Below are 15,541 nucleotides of genomic sequence, written 5' to 3'. Positions count from 1 at the left end.
GCGCCGGCCGGCGCAGGCTCCGCGAAGATCATCATGGAGTTGCGGGGCTCGGTGTGGACGGCCCGGTGGCCGCCCCCGCCCTGCGTGGTCAGCTTGCCCGCGTCGTTCGCGGGGCCGGACATGTCGTTGTACGCCGTGTACAGCTGCGGGTCGAACTCGACGGAGAACCGGTAGCCGGCCGAGCTGTAGGGAACCTTGACGCGGACGGTGTCACCGTCGACGAGTTCCTTGGCGAAGTTCAGGCTGCTGGGCTTGATCTTCACCTGGTCGGCCGACGAGATGGTCTGCCCCGTCTTCAGCGAGACGTCCACCCATACGTCGGTGGCGTACTGGAACGACGACCAGCTCATCGTCAGACCGGCCGACGAGGAGAACTCGGCACCGTCCTCCTTGGTGTAGCCGATCTTGCCCTTGCCACTGCGCGGGATGCTCATGTACGCGAACGAGTCGAACCGCGCCGCGGGGGCCGCGGCCGTGGCGACCTGCACGTCGTAGAAGGACGAGCGGCGCACCTTGTCGTTCGCGACGGGGCTGGTGGTGTTGTACTCGTGGTTGTCGTGCCACCACGTCTTGAGCTGTGCGCTGTCGGCGGTGGTGACGGCCGCGGCCTCGGCCGCGGGCGCCGCCTGGGCGGGGAGCGGTCGCGCGCTCGCCGTACCGGCGGGCACGACGGCGCCGGCCAGGGCGAGAGCCAGGCCGGCGGCGAGCGCCGCCAGTCGGCTCAGTCTTGCTGCGGGCATGACGAAGTCCTCATTCCGTTGCTGGGGAAGCGGCGCCCGTGGGCGCCGGACCTGCCGCACATCGCGCCCGCCCGGGCGGGCGCGGCACTGAAGGCAGGTGGGACAAGGCAGGAGTACGCCGTCCGGCGCCTTGCGGTGCTGAAGCCGGATCGGCCACAGGTGACCAAGCCGCTGGCTGCCTGAGCGAGCCGCGCGACCTGTCGCGAACAGGGCTCCCTTCGAACCGTGCTGGATACGTGAGGGGCATCCGGGTCATCCGGGGACCGGGACGGTATGCGTCTGCGGAATCCCCCGGGCCTGGGATGCCCCCGGATGCGGGACGGACAGGCCGAGAGGGCGGGCCGGCCGTGTGCGCGGTGCGCGCCCAGCCGCCCGGCGGCCGCTTGCCGTTCTGCGGTCGCGAGATAACGTCGCGTCATTTCTTCGCCGTGTCAATGAAATGAACAAGATCTGTTCGGGGCTGCGGTTCTACGGCGCCCGAGGTGTGGGATGAAGGGGACTAAAGCCCCGATCGGTCACACCAGGTGGCTGGGATCACGGTTGCGTAACGCGCATTTTTCTTTCTTGACGCACGAAATAGAGGGGGACAGACTCCTGTCATACGCAGTCGGCCGCAGCCGTCGAAGCGGTCACCGAGATCCGGGAGGCCGTCATGACGATCGGCGCAGGCGCTTCACCGGCCACCCTGCGACGGGCCGGCTCTCCAGTCCGGCCAGCGGTTCGTCGCCGGATCCACCGACCTCTCCCGACCGTTCACTGCTTCGGAGGCATGTGTGATGACCCCGTCCAAGATCCGCTTCTCGGAGCTTGTCGGTGAGCAGACCCGCGCGGAGATCTTCGCGACTGTCCTCACCGCGGGGCCCATCTCGCGCACCCAGCTCGCCCAGCGGCTCGGACTGGTGCCCTCCAGCGTGACGCGCATGCTTCCGCCGCTGCTGGAGCACGACTACCTCCGCGAGCTCGACACCGCCCCCCAGGGGCGGGGCCGGCCGCAGAAGATGCTCCAGGTCAACCCGGACAAGCACATCGTGGTCGGCGCCAAGATCGGCCCGGCCCAGGTGTCCGCGGTGGTGACCGACATGGCCGCGGGCGTCCTGGCACGCGCTGAGGAGCCGATCGACGACTGCACCCCCGAAACCGCCCTGTCCGCCGTCGCCGACCTGACCCGGCGGCTTCTGGCGGAGGCGCCCGAAGCGGCGGACAGGGTGCTCGGACTGGGAGTGGGGGTCAGCGGTCACGTCGACTCCCAGGCCGGAGTGTGCCGCTACTCCGCCCTGCTGGACTGGAACAAGGTCGACGTGGCGGGCCCGCTGCGCTCGTCGACCGGGCTGCCGGTCGTCGTGAACAACGACGTCAACACGCTCGTGGTGGCCGAGCGCTGGTTCGGCCAGGGCCGTGACGTCGACTCCTTCGCCGTCGTCACCGTCGGTCCGGGCATCGGCTGCGGACTGCTCCTCGACGGCGCGCTGTTCTCCGGCGCCACCGGCCTGGCCGGAGAACTCGGCCACCTGCCCCTGGACCCGGTGGGCCCCATGTGCAGCTGCGGCCGCCGCGGCTGCCTGGAAGCCCTCGCCGGCGACCGCGCCGTCCTGCGCCACCTCCAGGACGCCGGAGTGTCCTGCGCGGGCATCACCGAGGCGATGGAGCTGGCCCGCTCGGGCAGCGGCGCGGCACAGACCGTCGCCCGCTCCGCCTTCTCCGAGGCCGGAACCGCCCTGGGCAGGGGCCTGGCGGGCATGTGCAACCTGCTGAACCTGCAGAAGGTCATCATCGCCGGTGAGGGCGCGGTGGCCCACGACCTGTTCGGGCCCGCCATGTCCCAGGCGCTGCAGGCCCACGCCTTCTCCACCGCCGCCCACGACTGCGACATCCGCGTCGACCCCGTCCACCACGACCTGTGGGCCCGGGGCGCCGCCTGCCTCATGATCCAGGACGCGGTCGGCGCGGCTCTGTCCTGACACGGCTCAGCTCCACGACACCCAGTACCCGAGACACACGACGAGGTTTTGACGTGCCCGAAAACGTGGCCGGTCCCGCCGACTCCTGGTGGAGCGACGCGGTGGTCTACCAGATCTATCCCCGCAGCTTCGCCGACTCCGACGCGGACGGCATCGGAGACCTCCAGGGCATCATCGAGCGACTCGACTACCTGTCGCAGCTCGGTGTCGACGTGCTGTGGCTCTCCCCGGTGTATCCCTCGCCGCACGACGACAACGGCTACGACATCAGCGACTACCAGGACATCGACCCGCTGTTCGGCACGCTCGCCGACTTCGACCGGATGCTGGCCGGCGTACACGAGCGCGGCATGAAGCTGGTCATGGACCTGGTCGTCAACCACACCAGCGACGAGCACCCCTGGTTCACCACGTCCCGTGACGGCGGCCCGGGCGGCGACAAGCGCGACTGGTACATCTGGCGTCCGCCCCGCGAAGGCATGGAGCCCGGAACGGCGGGAGCGGAACCGAACAACTGGGAGTCGTGGTTCTCGGGCCCGGCGTGGACCTTCGACGAAGCGTCCGGCGAGTACTACCTGCACACCTTCTCCCGCAAGCAGCCCGACCTGAACTGGGACAACCCCGAGGTCCGGCAGGCCGTGTACGCCATGATGCGCTGGTGGCTCGACCGGGGCGTGGACGGCTTCCGCATGGACGTCATCAACCTGATCTCCAAGGACCCCGCACTGCCCGACGGGATCGTGCCCGAGGGCGCCCGCTACGGCTTCGGCCACCCGTACTACGTGTGCGGGCCCCGCATCCACGAGTACATCGCCGAGATGCACCGTGAGGTCTTCGCCGCCCACCCCCGCCGGCTGCTCACCGTCGGCGAGATGCCCGGCGTGACGGTGGAGGAGGCCAAGCTCTTCACCGACCCCGCCCGGCGCGAGCTCGACATGGTCTTCCAGTTCGAGCACGTCGGTCTCGACCAGGGCCCCGGCGGCAAGTTCGACGTCCGGCCCCTGAGGCTGACGGACCTCAAGGCCAGCCTCGGCCGCTGGCAGACCGGCCTGGGCGAGACCGGCTGGAACAGCCTGTACTGGAACAATCACGACCAGCCCCGTGTGGTCTCCCGCTTCGGCGACGACAGCCCGGCCTACCGCGACCGGTCGGCCAAGCTGCTGGCCACCGTGCTGCACCTGCACCGCGGCACGCCGTACGTCTACCAGGGCGAAGAGCTCGCGATGGCCAATGCCCCGTTCGCCTCCATCGGCGACTTCCGCGACATCGAGTCCCTCAACCACCACCGCGACCAGATCGCCCTCGGCACCGACGAGGCGCAGATCCTCGAGGGGTTGCGCCACCGCAGCCGCGACAACGCCCGCACCCCGATGCAGTGGGACGCCACCCAGCACGCCGGCTTCACCGCCGGCACACCCTGGATCGCCGTCAATCCCGACCACGTCGACGTCAACGCGAAGGCCCAGCTCGCCGATCCCGACTCCGTCTTCCACTACTACCGGCGCCTGATCGAGCTGCGTCACACCGAGCCCGCCGTCACCCACGGCGACTTCCACATGCTGCACCCCGACCACGAGCAGCTCTACGCCTTCACCCGGCACGACGCCGCATCCGGCACCGAACTGCTGGTGCTCGCCAACTTCGGGGCGGCCGACCTCACCGTCGACCTGCCCGACGGCTGGGAAGACAGCGACACGCTCATCGCCAACCTTCCGGCCACCTCACCTCTCACGAGCACCTGCACCCTGCGTCCGTGGGAAGCCCGCGTCCACCGCCGCCGCACCACCACCTGAACACCGCTCCGCCCTTGTCGCAACGACGCACACCGAGGAACCAGCCATGAACAACCCGCGTATCCGCACCGTCCCGCGCAGAAGATCCCTCCTGCTCGCGGCCTCCGCCCTGGCCCTGCTGGCGCCCCTGACCGCCTGCGGCGGATCCGACACCGCCGAGGGTGACGGCAAGACCTTGCGCCTGTGGCACTACGAGCAGCAGGACGGCGCCCTGAGCAAGGCGTGGGACGCCGCCATCGCCGAGTTCAAGAGGACCCACCCGGACGTCAAGGTCGTCTTCGAGCGCAAGACGTTCGAGCAGATCCAGCAGAACGCGGGCATGATCCTGAACTCCGACAAGGCGCCCGACGTCATGGAGTACAACAAGGGCAACGCCACCACGGGCCTGCTCGCCAAGCAGGGCCTGCTCACCGACCTCACCCCCGTCGTGGAGGAACGCGGCTGGGACAAGAGGATGAGCGAGAGCGCATCCGTCACCGCCCGCTACGACGACAAGGGCGAGATGGGCGGCGACAAGTGGTACGGCATACCCAACTACGGCGAGTTCGTCCTCACCTACTACAACGACGACCTCTTCAAGAAGCACAACGTCACCAAGCCCACCGACTTCAAGAGCTTCGAGGCCGCGCTGGCCGAGTTCAAGGCCGCCGGCATCACCCCGCTCGCCAACGCCGGCAACGACCACCCCGCCGGCCACTGGCTCTACCTGCTCGCCCTGTCCAAGGCGAACGACACCTGGGTCGACGACTACCAGCTCTACATGGGCAAGGTGGACTTCCACGGCCCGGAGATGACCTTCGCCGTCAACAAGTACGAGGAATGGCTCGACAAGGGCTATTTCGACAAGAAGGACGTCGGTCTCAAGGGCAACGACATGACCGAGCAGTTCGTCTCGCAGAAGCGGCCGATCATGGTCGGCGGCAACTGGTGGTTCGGGAGCCTGACCACCGACATCGAGAACTTCTCGTGGTCCACCGCCCCGTTCCCGGGCAGCGAGAAGACTCTCGGCTCCGGTGGCAACCACTGGGTCATCCCCACCAAGGCGAAGAACAAGAAGCTCGCCGAGGACTTCATCGACATCACCATGTCGGACAAGATCCAGAAGCTGATCGGTGAGCAAGGAAACGTCCCCATCGCCGCCCAGGCGGACACGATCACCAACCCCAGGGCCAAGGAACTGATCACCGCCTTCGACACCTACCAGTCCAACAACGGACTCGCCTTCTACCCCGACTGGCCCGTCACCGGCTACTACGACACATGGCTGGCCGCCACCCAGAACCTGATGAACGGCGCCAAGCCCGACACCGTCCTCGACGAACTCGCGGCCCCCTACGACAAGTACGTGGCCGGCCGGTCCTAGGGGGCGAGACGCCCCCCTGGCACCACCGCGGCCGCGAGACCCATCCGGCTGCGACCTCCGCATCGCAAGGGGACGGTCCGCTGCTCGCAGCGGACCCGGACGTCCCCCGGGTGCCGCGTCGTTCAGGGGACGGCGCCCCGGCTTGCCGGGACGCCGTCCCGCCCACCTAGGAGCAACCGTGAAAACCACACGTCACCGGCGGTCCACGGGCTACGCCGTCTTCCTCGCACCGGGCCTGCTGCTCAGCCTGCTCTTCCTCGTCGTCCCGCTGGTGATGACCTTCTACTACAGCCTCACCGCCTGGCAGGGCATCGGCACCCCCGTCTTCACCGGCCTGGACAACTACACCCGCCTCTTCCAGGACGCCGACTTCTGGGCTTCCTTCCGCAACATCGCCTTCGTCATCGTCGGCATCGCCATCGTGCCCACCGTCCTGGGCCTGTTCCTGGCCGCCCTGCTCTTCGACTACATCGGCAAGAAGCACGGCGACGGCATCGTCAGCGTCTTCCGCTCCGGCCTCTACCTGCCCCAGGTCATCCCCGTCGCCGTCACCGGCCTGATGTGGGGATGGATCCTCGCCCCCGAAGGCGCCGTCAACAGCATCCTCGACACCATCGGGCTCTCCTCGCTCGTCCAGAACTGGCTCGGCGACCCCGGCCTCGCCCTGTGGGTCGTCCTCGGCGTCCTGGTCTGGATGCAGCTCGGCTACCCGCTCGTGCTGTTCCTGTCCGGCCTGCAACGCATCGACCCCGAACTGTACGAAGCGGCCTCACTCGACGGCGCGTCCTGGTGGCAGCGCTTCACCCGCATCACCGTCCCCATCCTGCGGCCCGAGGTCTACGTCGTCCTGGTCACCACCACCATCGCCGGCCTCAAGGTCTTCGCGCAGATCTTCGTCCTCACCGGCGGCGGCCCCGGCAACTCGACCCTCGTCCCCGCCTACTTCGCCTACCAGAACTTCTTCGAACGCGCCGACGTCGGCTACGGCTCCGCGATCTCCAGCACCATCACCCTCCTCGTGCTGGTCATCGCCGGAACCATGCTCACCCGCCAGGCCCGCGAGGACGGATGACCATGAAGACCGACACCACCGCCCCCGCCACGTCCCGCGTCCGCAAGACGGAGACTCCCGGCCGAACCTTCCCCAGGCGGGACTGGACGAAGCAAGCGCCCGGCAGACGCGGAGCAGGCTCCTACACGGTCGTCGCCGCCGTCACCGTCTTCGTCCTCGCCTTCCTCGCACCTTTCCTGATCATCCTGGTCAACTCCTTCAAGACCAGCGCCGACTACCGTGCCAACGGCTCCCTGTCCTGGCCCGAGCAGTGGAACTGGAGCATCCTCGGAGACGTCTGGGAACGCGTCGACTTCACCCAGAAGCTGGTCAACAGCATCCAGATCAGCCTCGGCGTCGTCGTCATCGCCGTCGTCCTGGCCCTCTTCAACGCCTACGCCATCGGGATCGGCCGTATCCGCTGGCGCACCGCGTTCCTGGTGTTCTTCCTCGGCGTCAACGTCCTGCCGCAAGAGGGACTGGTCTACCCCATCTATTACCTGTTCAAGGAGCTGGGCCTCTACGACGGCAAGCTCGGCTACACCATCCTGGTGGGCATCACCTACAGCGCCTTCGGCACCTATCTGCTCTCCTCCGTCTTCAGCACCTTCCCCCGCGAACTGATCGAGGCCGCCTCCCTCGACGGCGCCGGCCGCTGGACCATCCTGTGGCGCATCGTGCTGCCGATGAGCTGGCCCACCCTGTCGGTGATGTGCGTGTTCTTCTTCGTCTGGAGCTGGAACGAGTTCCTCTACCCACTCGTCCTGCTGATCTCCAACGACCAGCAGACCGTCCCCCTCGGACTGTCCGTCATGCAGGGCCAGTACACCAGCGACCCCACCGCCATGAGCGCCGCCGCGCTCCTCGGCGTCATACCGATGATCGTCTTCTTCCTCGTCTTCCAGCGCTCACTCACCCGCGGCCTCACCGCCGGCGCCGTGAAGTAGACCGGCACGGCGACCAGCCACCCCGGATCCGGCACCCAGTCGCCCCGCAGCCGGATCCGGGGTACGACCCTCACCGGTGACCGCGATGACGAACTACGACATGCCGTACCGGCCCGGCGCGGCCGGTGAACGCCGGCTCGCACGCGTTGCCCCGTCCTTCGGCTCAGGAGCCGTGCCTCCGGTGCGCCGGCCGCGACACGCCCGCCGGCGGCCTCTGCGCTGACACGGCCCCGCATCGAGGGCGCGAGGAGTACTCTGGGTGCTACCGAGGACTCTTCGCACACTGGTATCTGTGCCTGTGTCGTTCCCGGCGATCGAATACACCGGGCCGGTCCTGATCGGCCCGGGGCAGGGTCCGCGTCATGACTGCGACCGTTTCGCGCCCGACGGCATCCGAAGGGCCGCCCTCCGCGCCCCCTCCGCGCCTCTCCCTGACACCCGCCGGTTCCGCTCCCGCCCTGCTGGACGGCGCCTGGTGGCCGCGTTCGCCCGATCTCGCGGCCGAACTGCCCGCCCTGATGGCCGTGCTCGACCCGCTGTGGGGACGGATCACCCGGGTCACCGTGCATCCCACCCAGTGGCCGGTCGTGCCGCGCAAGGTGCCCGTGGCGGGGCACGTCGTGAAGGTCGGCTGGTTCAGGGCCGAGCAGGACCCGCACGAGGTGCTGCTGCTCTCCTACCACGTGGGCCGCTGGAACCTGCTGGTGGTGCCGTCGCGGACACCTGCCGCCTCGGCCGCGTGGCTGATGGCCGCCGCGAGCGACCCGCGGCGCACCGCCACCGGGAGCGAGCTCACCACCGAGGCGGCTCGTCTGCGGAGCGTCGCCGAGACCGACCGAACCGTGGAAGCCGTCTGGGACTCCGAGGGAGGGCACGCGGCCGGCGCCTCGGCCACGCCTTCCCGGAGCCGAGCGGCCGACGCCGTATGACGGCGTGCCAGTCGCAGAGGGTGTGAGGACCATGGACATCATCGCGGTGGTGATCGCGTTGCTGGCGATGATCGCTCTGGGCGCGTTCCTCATCCACCGGCTCAACGCGCAGCACGGCGACCGCGGTGGCGCCTTCCACTACGGTCCCTTCGGCTCCGTCGTCCGGGGCCCGGCGCCACCCAGCGGGCGGAAGACCCGCGGTCGGGCGGCCGGAGCGAGAGGTGCCGACGGGAGCCGGGAACACCGCGAGGACGGGCCCGGGCGGATGCGTCCTCGCCGCCGCACCCGCAGGAGCCAGGCGTGAGCCCGACCGGTTCCGCCGGTCTCCGCCGTACGGACGGCCCACGACACCTGCTCCGCTCCGCGCCCGGGCGCCCCCGGCTTCGGTGACCGGGGGTTTTGGGGACGACGTTCCGCCCGCCTTCGAGGGCAGGTCCCGGCCCTCCTCGACGGCGGTGGCCGGCGGACGCACGGCCGCCCCGACCGCAGCGGTACCGGCATCGGAGGTACCGACGAGTCGGGGCGGGGCTCGGCACCGGCGCTGCCGTCGGCTGGGGCCATGGCGGGAGGCACTCGGCCCGTAGCCTGCGGATGGGCGCGTCCGCGGAAACGGACCCGGCTGTTCGGAATCGGCTCAGAAGCGGTCGCTCACAGAGGATGGGCGGTCGCCCGGCCGACGAGGTCTCCCCTGCTTTCGTCCGCCGAGCGCAGCGCTTCGGCGTAGAGCGTGAACAGGCGCGGGGCGGGGGTGCCGCGGGGCGCGCGGGTCTCGGCAAGGGTCCTCCAGCACGCGGCTGCCAGGCGGCGGGCGCGGCTTCCCGGCCAGGGCGCGGGCAGGAGTTCCGGAGGCAGGAGCGGATCGGGGTCCATCGCCGCGGTGAAGTGAGCGGCCAGTTCCACGGCCGTGGTGAGGCACTCGGCGTCCGACGGCTCCGGTCCCTCGGTGAGCAGGGTGAGGCGGGATTCGGCGAAGGCGGCGAGTCGTTCGTGGCGCTCGGCGATCTGCCGCAGCGGCCACAGCGCGGTGGCCAGGGCGCGCGGGTCGGTGACACCTCCGATGCGCAGGTCGGTGGTGGACAGGCAGCTGAGCGCGTCCAGAACGCCGAGGTGACGCGCCTGGGCCTCGACGCGTCCGGTGACGTGGTTCGCGGTGACGTACAGGCCGCTCTGGACGGAGGCGGCACCGAGGTGGAGGAGGTGCTCGCGCAGGGCGTCCCGGGCGGTGCGGCGCGATTCGGGGATGGCGAAGGCGAACAGGTGCCAGGTGCCGTCCCAGGGCGCGAGTCCGGCGTCCTGCCGGTAGGCGTGGCGGACGTAGGCGGCGTCGGGCGCCAGTGATCCGGTGACGTCGGCGACGGCGCGCAGGATCGCTTTGCGGCCGCGCCCCTCCTGGGTGAACCGTCCCTCGGTGACCAGGCGTTTGACGCACAACCTGACCTGCTGGTCGGTCATGCCGAGGACACCTGCGACGGTGTACAGCTCGCCGGCGTCGACGGTGCCGTCCTCGCGGACCAGGGCGTGCACGAGCAGCCGGGTGGGGACGCTCGGCCTGTCGTCCCGGTCTTCGGCGCGGCTGGTGGTACCGGATGTCATCATGCCTCCCGGGCTCCGGTGACGTCCGCCGCGGTGACCGGGCGGTGCATGGTCGTCACGGCGCCGAAGCCCATCAGACGCCGCAGGAAGGGAGTGTGCTCGGTGCGCACGGCGGTGAAGCCGTGCCGCTCGTACAGCGCCCGGGCGCGCGGGTTGACGTCGATGACGTCCAGGCGGACGCGGTGGCAGCCGGTCTCGGCCGCGATGGCCGCGATCTCCCGAAGCAGCATGCTGCCGATACCGGCGCCGCGGTGCGCCGAGTCGACGGCGATGCCGTCCATCACCAGTTCGCCCGCCGTCGGCGTCCGCTCGAACAGGGCGAGGACCGCCAGCCTCGGCAGGCCGCGGAAGTGGCCGTAGGCGGACAGCACGTCCTGCACGCCGCCGCCGGTCAGCGCGCGGCCACCGAGACGGTAGCCGGCCACGGCGACCACCCGGCCGCCGGCCAGCGCCGTGACACCACGGTCGTGCTGCAGGTGGGCAGCGATGAACGACCGCCCCTTGTCGGGCGGACCGAGTGCCGGGGCGAGCTTGCGGCCGAACGCCTCCCAGTACAGCGCCGCCACCTGCTCCTCACAGCCCTGGGGGATGCCCCTGCGTACCACCGGCCCGGCGTGCTCCGCCGCACGGGCCTGGCCCTCTGTGCTGTTCACACTGCTTCCTTCCGCCTGACTGATCCTCTTCTCCGAGCGAGTGTAATACGCTCGTTCTAGCAACGATCGTTTTAGAAGCGATCAATTGAAGGGGTGGGCATGAGGACGAAGCGGCGTACGCCCGGGAGGCGCGGATGGCGGTGGGTGGTGTGGACGCTGGTGGGAGTGCTGCTGGCGGCCGCCGGGATCACGGGAGTGGTTGTGTGGCAGAACACCTACGCACTGCGCGAGGAGACGGTGTCGCTGCGGCACGACGGCAAGGTGCTCAAGGGGGTGCTGGCCCGGCCTGAGACCGGTGGCGGGCCGTTCGGCCTGGTCGTCTTCGTCCACGGCGACGGCCCGGTCGACGCCACGCACGAGACGTTCTACCGGCCGCTGTGGGAATCCTTCGCCCGCGCCGGCTACGCCTCGCTGTCGTTCGACAAGCCGGGTACCGGCGGCTCGGAAGGCGACTGGCTCGACCAGAGCATGGCGGACCGTGCGGACGAGACCCTGGCCGCCGTGGCCTGGGCCCGCGGCCGCCCGGACATCGACGGCCGCCGCATCGGCCTGTGGGGAGCCAGCCAGGCCGGCTGGGTCCTGCCCAAGGTCGCCGCGCGCGACCGGCGCCTGCAGTTCGTCATCGCCGTCTCCCCGGCCGTCAACTGGCTGCGGCAGGGCCGCTACAACCTCCTCGCCGAACTGCGCCTGGACGGCGCGACCGGCCAGGAGCGACAGGCGGCGCTGCGCCGCAGGCAGACCACCTTGGATCTGCTCGAGCGGGGTGCGTCCTTCGCGGAGTACCGCGCCGCGGTCGGGGACGTGGACGGCATGACACCGGCGCGCTGGTCGTTCATCGCCGAGAACTACCGGTCGGACGCGACCGCCGATCTGTGCGCCATGCGCGGCACACCGGTCCTGCTGGTGCTCGCCGGCCACGACATCAACGTGGACGTCGCCGAGACCGAGGCCGTCTACCGCGAGACCCTGCCCGAGCGGTCCCTGACGGTCGCGCACTATCCCGCCGCCGCCCACTCACTGGTGGACCACGACCTGGAGCGTTCGCGGTGGCGTCTGGCCCTGACCGCGATCGTCGCGCCCAGAAAGCTGTACACCGGGCGATTCCTCGCCGACCAGGCGTGGTTCGTCCAGCGGCTGGACATCGGCGAGGAAGCCCAGCGGCCGGACACGGGCGACGGGGCCGCGCGGCCGGACACCGGCACAGGGGCCGATCGGCCGGGTGCCGGAAAGGGGACTGTGCGACCGGGCACCTGCAAGGGGGCCTCATGACCGGCACCGGAACCACGCCCGTCCGCCCGCCCGTCCGGGATCGGGGCTCGGGCACGTATCCCTCACGCCGCGCCGCAAGCTCACCGACACCGGGACCCGCGGGGACTCATCGAGGCGCTCTGCCGCGCCTCCGGCAACCCCGAGCCCTCGCCCGTCACGCAGCCGCCGGCCGTGGTGGGCCGGCCGCTGTCGGCGGGGCCCCGCCGGGGGCCTGGGCTTTCGGCCGACACCCTTCAGTTCGACGCGCATCGTGGGCAAGGGCGTTCTGGGGCTCTGGGGGCTGGAACTGGGGCTCGGGAGCGAGTTCGACGCCCCCGAAACGGTCGACGTCCCCGCCTGGTACCGGAGCCACATGGAAGCACTGCGGAGCCTGCGGCCGCTCCCGCCGAAGCAACGGATCCGAACATCGCTGAACATCAAATTCCGACACGATCCTTGACGGCGTATCAGCCGCCTCCTACCCTCCACGCCGTGGGAGCGTTCCCACACTCACCTGAGCGCCCGGCACCCGCACCCCTCCCCAGAGGCACCGCGGTCGCTCAACCCCCACGCACCGGAGGTCATCGTGACCGACGCACACCCCCGCACCACGCCATGCACCCGGAAAGCGAGAGGCCGGCTGATCGGCGGTGTCACGGCCGCCGCGGCGCTGGCCGTCTCCACGCTCGTCGGACTGCCGCACACCGCGAACGCCGCGACCGCCAAGCAGGTCGAACGCCTCGACCGGGGACTGACCAGCGTCCACACCAGCAGCGGGAACCTGGTGTCCTGGCGGTGGCTGGCCACCGACCCGAACGACGTGGCGTTCAACGTCTACCGGGGCGCCACCAGGCTCAACTCCGCACCGCTGACCGGCGCGACCAACTACTTCGACTCCGGCGCCGCGGACTCGGCGCAGTACACGGTGCGGGCGGTGGTGAACGGCACCGAGCAGCCCGCCTCCGAGCAGGCGCTGCAGTTCCGGTCCGGGTACCTCGACGTGCCGATATCCCCGCCGTCCGGCGGGACGACCCCGGACGGCGTGGCGTACACCTACGAGGCGAACGACGCCTCCGTCGGCGACCTCGACGGCGACGGCAGACTCGACCTCGTCCTGAAATGGCAGCCGACCAACGCCAAGGACAACTCCCAGTCCGGCTACACCGGCAACACGGTCGTCGACGGCATCAAGCTCGACGGCACCCGGCTGTGGCGTATCGACCTGGGACGCAACATCCGCTCCGGCGCGCACTACACGCAGTTCCAGGTGTACGACTACGACGGCGACGGCAAGGCCGAGGTCGCCATGAAGACCGCCGACGGCACCCGGGACGGCACCGGCGCCGTGATCGGCAGCTCGTCGGCCGACCACCGCAACTCCAGCGGATACGTCCTGACCGGTCCCGAGTACCTGACCATGTTCAACGGCCAGACCGGCAAGGCCATGGGCACCGTCGACTACGTCCCCGCCCGCGGCACCGTCTCGTCCTGGGGCGACTCCTACGGCAACCGCGTCGACCGCTTCCTCGCCGGCACCGCCTACCTGGACGGTGCCCGACCCTCCCTGATCATGGCGCGCGGCTACTACACCCGCACGGTCATCGCCGCCTGGGACTGGCGGGGCGGCCAGTTCACCCGCCGCTGGACCTTCGACACCAACTCCTCCACCAACGCGGGCAAGGGCTATGACGGCCAGGGCAACCACAGTCTGTCGGTCGCGGACGTGGACGGCGACGGCAGGGACGAGATCGTCTACGGCGCGATGACCGTCGACGACAACGGCGCGGGACTGTGGACCACCAGGCTGGGACACGGCGACGCGGGCCACGTCGGCGACCTCAACCCCTCGCGTGCGGGCCTGGAGTACTTCAAGGTCTCGGAAGACGCCGGCAAGCCGGGTTCCTGGATGGCCGACGCGCGCACCGGGCAGATCCTGTGGCAGACCGCCTCGGGCTCCGACAACGGCCGGGGCGTCGCCGCCGACGTGTACGCCGGCAGCGCGGGAGCCGAGGCGTGGTCGGCAGCCGACACCACGCTGCGCTCCGCGACCGGCGCCTCCCTCGGCCGGGAGCCGTCGAGCGTGAACTTCCTCTCGTGGTGGGACGGCGACACGGTCCGGGAACTCCTCGACGGCACCCGCATCGACAAGTACGGCACCTCCGGCGACACCCGCCTGCTCACCGGCTCCGGCGTGTCCTCCAACAACGGCACCAAGTCCACGCCCGCACTGTCCGGGGACATCCTCGGCGACTGGCGTGAGGAGGTCGTCTGGCGGACCGGCGACAACCGCGCCCTGCGCATCTACGCGTCGCCCCATCAGACCGGTACCAGGATCACCACCCTGCTCCACGACACCCAGTACCGCACCGCCCTCGCCTGGCAGAACACCGCCTACAACCAGCCGCCGCACCCCAGCTTCTTCATCGGGAGCGGCATGCCCACGGCACCGCGCCCCACCGTCTACACACCCTGACCCTCTGAGCAGGGGATACGCCTCTCCGCACCCATGGAGACGGCGGTCGGCTGCACACCGCAGCCGACCGCCGTTCTTGCGTTTCTGAACGCTGGGGGGAATCTGGGGAGATCCACTTCGAAAGCGCTCCCTGGAAGCCTCGTCGGTCTCGGCGGGCTGTCCGGACCTGAACCGCCCGACAGCCGCCCGGCCGCGGCTGTCTGACTTCGGCAGCGTGAACGCCGGATCGGTGTGCCCCATCCACGCAGCCAACTGCGTAATGGTCGCACCCTTGGGCAGCATGACGCCGTCGATGGTCGCGAGGTAGGTGGCGGCGGAGGTTTTAGTAGCTCAAAAGTCATTTCAGTGCGTCCGTCAGTAGCGCACCGAAGTTTCAAGCATCTCTCGTGCTGCGGACGGGACTGCAACTCCCCGACGGTACCGGTACGTCCGAAGGGGCATGACGTCTGATGCGCCCGAACCGCCAGGGGTTCCGCTCGCGTTGCGGCTGCTCGGCCCTCCGCCGGAGTGGCCGTACTCCCCGCCCGAACCGCCATCCGGCGCCCTGCCGCCATACAGCCCCCCGCCCGGCCCGCCGCTGTGGCCACACTGCGGCCAGGGTGCCACGTCAGCCGATCCGGTCGGTTGCATCGGCATCCGCGTCGGTGACCACGCAGCCTGCTTGGCCCACCTGAGCGAGGCCGACCGCACCGCTTACCTCGCGGCGTTGTCACCCGGAACCGATATCGACCATCGCGGAACCCGCTTCCCCCCTGAACTGCTGGATCAGTTACTCGCCGCCCTGCGCGACCCC

12 protein-coding genes are annotated in these 15,541 nt (G+C 70.1%); 9 read left to right on the top strand and 3 right to left on the bottom strand.

Annotated features, from left to right (window positions below; translation table 11 throughout):
- Nucleotides 1-740, bottom strand: a 740-nt coding sequence (locus tag CCN42_RS13790; protein ID WP_211294700.1) for a hypothetical protein, incomplete at its 3' end; no start/stop codon positions are given.
- A 776-nt stretch (nt 741-1,516) separates the two neighbouring features.
- On the opposite strand from CCN42_RS13790, the gene CCN42_RS13785 reads away from it, so the two are divergent.
- The 7 genes from CCN42_RS13785 (at nt 1,517) to CCN42_RS13755 (ending at nt 9,085) form a co-directional block, all read left to right on the top strand.
- Complete coding sequence (locus CCN42_RS13785; RefSeq protein ID WP_086735789.1) at nt 1,517-2,698, top strand: ROK family transcriptional regulator; 1,182 nt, start codon at nt 1,517-1,519, stop codon at nt 2,696-2,698.
- 53 nt (nt 2,699-2,751) lie between these two features.
- Nucleotides 2,752-4,491, top strand: coding sequence for an alpha-glucosidase (locus CCN42_RS13780; RefSeq protein ID WP_086735787.1), 1,740 nt, complete (start codon nt 2,752-2,754; stop codon nt 4,489-4,491).
- 46 nt (nt 4,492-4,537) lie between these two features.
- The gene (locus CCN42_RS13775; protein WP_086735785.1) at nt 4,538-5,854 is read left to right on the top strand and encodes an ABC transporter substrate-binding protein; all 1,317 of its coding nucleotides are present in this window, start codon (nt 4,538-4,540) and stop codon (nt 5,852-5,854) included.
- Nucleotides 5,855-6,032: 178 nt separating this feature from the next.
- Nucleotides 6,033-6,926, top strand: coding sequence for a carbohydrate ABC transporter permease (locus CCN42_RS13770; RefSeq protein ID WP_245877270.1), 894 nt, complete (start codon nt 6,033-6,035; stop codon nt 6,924-6,926).
- Between the two features lie 2 nt (nt 6,927-6,928).
- Nucleotides 6,929-7,852, top strand: coding sequence for a carbohydrate ABC transporter permease (locus tag CCN42_RS13765; protein ID WP_086735781.1), 924 nt, complete (start codon nt 6,929-6,931; stop codon nt 7,850-7,852).
- A 362-nt stretch (nt 7,853-8,214) separates the two neighbouring features.
- On the top strand, nt 8,215-8,781 hold the full coding sequence (locus CCN42_RS13760; protein WP_086735779.1) for a DUF5994 family protein: 567 nt from the start codon (nt 8,215-8,217) through the stop codon (nt 8,779-8,781).
- A gap of 31 nt (nt 8,782-8,812) precedes the next feature.
- On the top strand, nt 8,813-9,085 hold the full coding sequence (locus CCN42_RS13755; RefSeq protein ID WP_086735777.1) for a hypothetical protein: 273 nt from the start codon (nt 8,813-8,815) through the stop codon (nt 9,083-9,085).
- A gap of 344 nt (nt 9,086-9,429) precedes the next feature.
- Here CCN42_RS13755 and CCN42_RS13750 read toward each other — a convergent pair whose 3' ends face one another.
- Together CCN42_RS13750 and CCN42_RS13745 are read right to left on the bottom strand one after the other, a co-directional pair.
- A complete protein-coding gene (locus CCN42_RS13750) occupies nt 9,430-10,374 on the bottom strand; it encodes a PaaX family transcriptional regulator C-terminal domain-containing protein (protein WP_086735775.1) in 945 nt (314 codons plus the stop codon).
- Nucleotides 10,374-11,027 (bottom strand): GNAT family N-acetyltransferase, encoded by a 654-nt coding sequence (locus CCN42_RS13745; RefSeq protein ID WP_086735774.1) that lies wholly within the window; start codon nt 11,025-11,027, stop codon nt 10,374-10,376. Before CCN42_RS13745 ends, CCN42_RS13750 begins: the two co-directional genes overlap by 1 nt.
- Nucleotides 11,028-11,126: 99 nt before the next feature.
- On the opposite strand from CCN42_RS13745, the gene CCN42_RS13740 reads away from it, so the two are divergent.
- Together CCN42_RS13740 and CCN42_RS13735 are read left to right on the top strand one after the other, a co-directional pair.
- Nucleotides 11,127-12,296 carry an alpha/beta hydrolase family protein gene (locus CCN42_RS13740; protein WP_086735772.1) on the top strand — a complete coding sequence of 390 codons (1,170 nt, stop codon included), beginning with the start codon at nt 11,127-11,129 and terminating at the stop codon, nt 12,294-12,296.
- Between the two features lie 649 nt (nt 12,297-12,945).
- Entirely contained in the window at nt 12,946-14,748 is a 1,803-nt protein-coding gene (locus CCN42_RS13735; RefSeq protein WP_245877271.1) for a rhamnogalacturonan lyase, read from the top strand.
- The last annotated feature ends 793 nt before the right edge of the window (nt 14,749-15,541 follow it).

Source organism: Streptomyces glaucescens (genome assembly GCF_002154375.1).
Classification (GTDB): domain Bacteria; phylum Actinomycetota; class Actinomycetes; order Streptomycetales; family Streptomycetaceae; genus Streptomyces; species Streptomyces glaucescens.
This window is presented reverse-complemented; position numbering and strand designations above follow the sequence as displayed.

Coding starts and splice junctions, on each gene's coding strand:
- CCN42_RS13785 (WP_086735789.1), top strand. CDS start 1,517: ATGACCCCGTCCAAGATCCGCTTCTCGGAGCTTGTCGGTGAGCAGACC.
- CCN42_RS13775 (WP_086735785.1), top strand. CDS start 4,538: ATGAACAACCCGCGTATCCGCACCGTCCCGCGCAGAAGATCCCTCCTG.
- CCN42_RS13765 (WP_086735781.1), top strand. CDS start 6,929: ATGAAGACCGACACCACCGCCCCCGCCACGTCCCGCGTCCGCAAGACG.
- CCN42_RS13760 (WP_086735779.1), top strand. CDS start 8,215: ATGACTGCGACCGTTTCGCGCCCGACGGCATCCGAAGGGCCGCCCTCC.
- CCN42_RS13755 (WP_086735777.1), top strand. CDS start 8,813: ATGGACATCATCGCGGTGGTGATCGCGTTGCTGGCGATGATCGCTCTG.
- CCN42_RS13750 (WP_086735775.1), bottom strand. CDS start 10,374: ATGACATCCGGTACCACCAGCCGCGCCGAAGACCGGGACGACAGGCCG.
- CCN42_RS13740 (WP_086735772.1), top strand. CDS start 11,127: ATGAGGACGAAGCGGCGTACGCCCGGGAGGCGCGGATGGCGGTGGGTG.